Origin of the sequence: Actinospica sp. (assembly GCF_035552695.1) — a bacterium.
In the GTDB taxonomy this organism is placed as follows: domain Bacteria; phylum Actinomycetota; class Actinomycetes; order Streptomycetales; family Catenulisporaceae; genus Actinospica.
On sequence record NZ_DASZKT010000015.1, the window covers coordinates 1 to 4,280 of the forward strand.

Annotated in this window: 4 protein-coding genes; all 4 read left to right on the forward strand. The window is 68.3% G+C overall.

The features are described from left to right. Positions 1-99 precede the first annotated feature (99 nt). From VG296_RS02930 to VG296_RS02945, 4 genes are read left to right on the forward strand one after another with little or no spacing between them, the layout of a single operon-like run. Entirely contained in the window at positions 100-882 is a 783-nt protein-coding gene (locus VG296_RS02930; protein WP_325562758.1) for a GntR family transcriptional regulator, read from the forward strand. A 2-nt stretch (positions 883-884) separates the two neighbouring features. Next, positions 885-1,832, forward strand: a complete 948-nt coding sequence (locus tag VG296_RS02935) for an alpha/beta hydrolase (protein ID WP_325562760.1) — start codon at positions 885-887, stop codon at positions 1,830-1,832. Next, on the forward strand, positions 1,829-3,214 hold the full coding sequence (locus VG296_RS02940) for a dihydroorotase family protein (RefSeq protein ID WP_325562762.1): 1,386 nt from the start codon (positions 1,829-1,831) through the stop codon (positions 3,212-3,214). Before VG296_RS02935 ends, VG296_RS02940 begins: the two co-directional genes overlap by 4 nt. Then, positions 3,214-4,191: an LLM class flavin-dependent oxidoreductase gene (locus VG296_RS02945; RefSeq protein WP_325562764.1), complete on the forward strand. Its 978-nt coding sequence runs from the start codon at positions 3,214-3,216 to the stop codon at positions 4,189-4,191. Before VG296_RS02940 ends, VG296_RS02945 begins: the two co-directional genes overlap by 1 nt. Positions 4,192-4,280: the final 89 nt, after the last annotated feature.

The window sequence follows — 4,280 nt, forward strand, 5'->3', positions numbered from 1 at the left end:
GTGAACGGGGTGACCCTCTTCGTCGATGGAGGGCGGCTTGCCGCCTGAATCGCCTCGCGGGATCAACTCCGCATGCCAATTTGTAAGGAGAACTCAGACATGACCGCCGACCACAGGTCGACCACCGCCGCCGCGCGCGACGAACTCCCGGCTGGCGCGAGGGAGTCGACCGCTGCCCATGCAAGCCTCGAAAGCGTCGTGGCCCGCCTGGGCCGTGGCTACCGCTCGATCGGTGACATGGTGTACGAGGTGCTGCGCGAGGCCGTCCTCAGCGGGGCATTCTCGCCCGGCGAGCGGCTGCGGCAGGAGGCCATGGCAACGGCCATCGGCGTGTCCCGGCTGCCGGTCCGCGCGGCCCTGGTCCGGCTGGAGGCCGAGGGCCTCGTCGAGTTCCACCCGCGCCGGGGCTATGTCGTGCAGTCGCTGACCCATCGCGAGATCGCCGAGATCTACGACCTGCGCGGGTTGCTTGAGACCTACGCGCTGCGCAGGTCGATGGCCACGATGACGCCGGAGCGAGTCGCCCGGCTGCGTGAGCTCGCCGCCGAGCTCGACGCCGAGGCGGAAGGCGACCCGTTCGTGGACAAGAGGGTCCAGTTCTACCGGGAGCTCTACGACGCCAGCAATGCCCCCCGTACCACGGAGCTGATCGAGGGCCTGCGCAGCAGCGTCGGGCGGTACCTGCTCGGCTGGCGCGTCTCTCATTCTGGTCCCGGTCACGCGACGCACAGCCAGCTCGTCGAGCACGTCGCGAACGGCGACACCGACCAGGCCGAGAGGTGGCTGCGCCAGCACCTGCGAGAGGTCAGCGCGGGCGTCGACAACCTGCTCTACGGCGACACGCCGCCAGACGAGCCCGACGAATCCGAGAAGCAAAGGTGACGATGAGAACCGAGAATGTTTCCTGGTACAGCGAGGGCGACCGCATCAGCGGCCTCCTCCGGCTGCCCGACGACGCAGCCGGGCCGTTGCGCGCGATCGTTCAGGGGCCGGGGTGGATGGGGCTCAAGGACGCCGCCCTCTACGTCCGCTACCACGAGGCACTGACCGCGGCCGGGTTCGCCGTCTTGATATTCGACTACCGGGGCTTCGGCGACTCCGAGGGCGACCGCACGGTGCTCTCGCCCCGTCGCCAGCTTGAGGACCTGATGAGCGCCGTCACGTACCTGGAGTCCAGGCCGGACATCGTGCGCGATTCCATCGGCGTGTTCGGCAGCGGCGGCACTGGCGGCGGCAACGCCATCATGCTGGCCGCCAGCGACCCTCGCGTCCGGGCGGCCGTGAGCCAGCTTCCGGTGGCCGACGGCGGCGACTGGCTGCACCGGATGCGTAGCGAGCACGAGTGGCTGGCCTTCCTCGAGGAGATCAGAGCGGACCGCGCCGAGCGCGCCGCGACGGGCGGCAGCGGTCGTCTCGTGAACCCGCGCGAGGAGATCATGGTCCCGACCCCCGAGCGCCGGGCCACCGCGGTCAAGGCCGACGTCGACGGCCGGGTGCCGGCGAAGGTGCGCCTGTCGTGCGCGCAGGAGATCATCGACTACCGGCCCGCCGCCGCCGCGGCGGCAGTGACGACGCCGCTGCTAGTGATCGCGGTGGAGGACGACGCCACGACGCCTACCGACCACGCGGTCGCGCTCTACGAGGCCGCCCGTGGCCCCAAGCGACTGCTGCTGCAGCGGCATACCACCCACTACGCCTCATACGACCGCTACTGGGAGGCAACCACGCCGCAGCTAGTCGGCTGGTTCAACCGGTACCTGGGCCCTGCGGACATCATCACCAGGAGCGCCAACCTGGATCACCCAGAACGAGCCATGGAGGTAAGCGCATGAGCGTCAACCTGCGAGTCAGCGGCGGCACCATCTACCTTCCAGGCGGCCCGGTCCATGCCGACCTGCTCGTCGACGGCGAGAAGGTGGTCGGCGTGGTCGGGCACGACACGCCGGTCGACGCGGCCACGGACCTCGACGCCACCGGCAAGGTCGTGCTGCCCGGCATGATCGACGTTCACGTCCACACCCGCGAGCCGGGGCTGACCCACAAGGAAGACATCTACACCACGACCCTGCAGGCAGCGGCAGGCGGCGTGACGACCATCTTCGGCATGCCGAACCTGATCCCGCCGACGACCTCGGTGGAGACGCTGCGCGCGGTGTTCGACCTTTACCAGCAGAAGTCGATCGTCGACTACAACCACAATCCGGCCGCGACACTGGCCGAGGAACTGGTGCCCATGGCCGCCATGGGCATCAACGCGTTCAAGATCTACATGGTGGTGGACACCGGCCGCACCTATCCGCACCCGGCAGGCACCGGCATGCACGGCCACGGCGACCTGCTCAAGGCGATGGACATCATCGCGACCACCGGCAAGCGGTTCATCATCCACCCGCACGACCAGTCGCTCATGGACTACATCGAGGGCGAGTACCTGGCGCGCGGGGAGAACACCCCGCAGGCCTACGCCTCTGCCTACGCGGCACGGAACGGCGTCATCTGGGACACGGCGATCGACGTCGTGCTGCGGCTGGCGGAGGCGTCCGGCTGCCCGGTCCACCTGGCCCATATTCAGACGGCGCGTTCGGTGGCGGCGATCCGGCGCGCTAAGGCGCGGGGGATCGACGTCACCTGCGAGGTGAACCACTGGCTGCCGTTCCTGTCCACCTGGGACGACGTCGAGCGGCTCGGCCCGTACGCGTTGTCGTACTGGGTCCCGGACGACGGGCGGCAGGCGGTATGGGAGGGCCTGCGCGACGGGACGATCGACATGTTCTCCTCCGACCACGCCCCCCACACGAGAGAGGAGAAGGAGATCGGCTGGACGCAGATGTGGAGCTCACACACCGGCACGCCAGGCATCCAGTACTTCTACCCGCTGGCCCTGGACGCGGTCAGCAAGGGCCAGCTCACCCTGGAGCGGGTCGTCGAACTCATGGCGTGGGCCCCGTCCCGCAAGTTCGGGCTGGCCGGGAAGAAGGGCGCGCTCACCCCGGGCCACGACGCCGACTTCGTTATCGCGGACATGAGCGCCGACTGGACGATCAGCAACGACGACGTCCTGTCCAAGATCGGCTGGACTTGCTACGACGGCCGCCAGGTGAGCGCGGCGATTGAGACGACCTACGTGCGCGGGGCCGAGGTCTTCGCGAACGGCAAAGTGACCGGGAGTCCAGGGCAGGGCAAGCTGGCCACCAAGAGCGAGGTGCTGGTCTGATGAAATTCGGGCTGCTGCTACCGCATTTCGGCGAGCACGCGTCGCGAACTAACGTCCTCGACGGCGCGATCCTGGCCGAGCAGATGGGCTTCGACTCGGTGTGGGTGCGCGACCACCTCGTCTTCGAGCCGCACGGCGAGATGGAGAAGCCGAACCGGACCTTCTACGACGCGCTCACCACCCTGACCGCGATCGGCGCCGTGACCGAGCGCGTGGAGCTGGGTACCGGCTCGCTGATCCCGTTCAGGCACCCGCTTGTCACGGCGCTCATGGCCGGCACGATCACCCAGCTCGTCGGGCCGCGACTGATCCTCGGGTTCGGCGCGGGTACCTTCGACCACGAGTTCGCGGCGATCGAGTGGCAGGACCGCGACCGCGTCGAGCTGGTCCGCTCCAACGCCGAGATCCTCCGGCGCGTCTTCACCGAGAACAACGTCGACTACTCCGACGGCAACTTCACTTTCAACGACGTGACCATCGAGCCGAAGCCCGTGGGCGGTCGCATCCCCTTCTGGTACTGCGGCGCCACCCCCCGCTCGGCCCGCCTTGCGGTCGAGTTCTGCGACGGGTGGATGCCTGGCCGGATCTCGATGGCGACGCTGGACAAGCGAGTGCAGACCATGCGGGGGCTATCGAGCGAGGCGGGCAAGCCGATGCCGACTGTGGCGGTGATCCCGCCCACTTCGGTCGAGCGGACCCGCGACGAGGCCCTGCAGCACGTGAACATTCCCGGCCTCCTGGCCTGGGCCAACAAGGCGAAGTACGCGGTGAAGCCGCCGTCTGGCGGGTTCGAGACGGTAGAGGACCTGTCCGGGCAGCTGATCGTGGGCACGCCGGATGACGCGATCAGGGAACTGCACCGGTTCGCGGAGGTCGGCACCGAGCACCTAGTCTTCGACCTCCGGTTCAAGTTCGACCGGTGGTTCGACCAGATCGAGTTGCTCGGCAAGGAAGTGATCAGCCGCTTCCGGTCTTAGAGATAGGCGGACAAAGCACCGGGGGAGGCCGCCGTGGCCTTCCCCGGCCGCGACCTTCCATACGAGGAGATCTTCCCGATGCTGAAGTT

Excerpts from the sequence above, each read along its gene's own strand:
- VG296_RS02930 (WP_325562758.1), top strand. The coding sequence starts at position 100 with ATGACCGCCGACCACAGGTCGACCACCGCCGCCGCGCGCGACGAACTC.
- VG296_RS02935 (WP_325562760.1), top strand. The coding sequence starts at position 885 with ATGAGAACCGAGAATGTTTCCTGGTACAGCGAGGGCGACCGCATCAGC.
- VG296_RS02940 (WP_325562762.1), top strand. The coding sequence starts at position 1,829 with ATGAGCGTCAACCTGCGAGTCAGCGGCGGCACCATCTACCTTCCAGGC.
- VG296_RS02945 (WP_325562764.1), top strand. The coding sequence starts at position 3,214 with ATGAAATTCGGGCTGCTGCTACCGCATTTCGGCGAGCACGCGTCGCGA.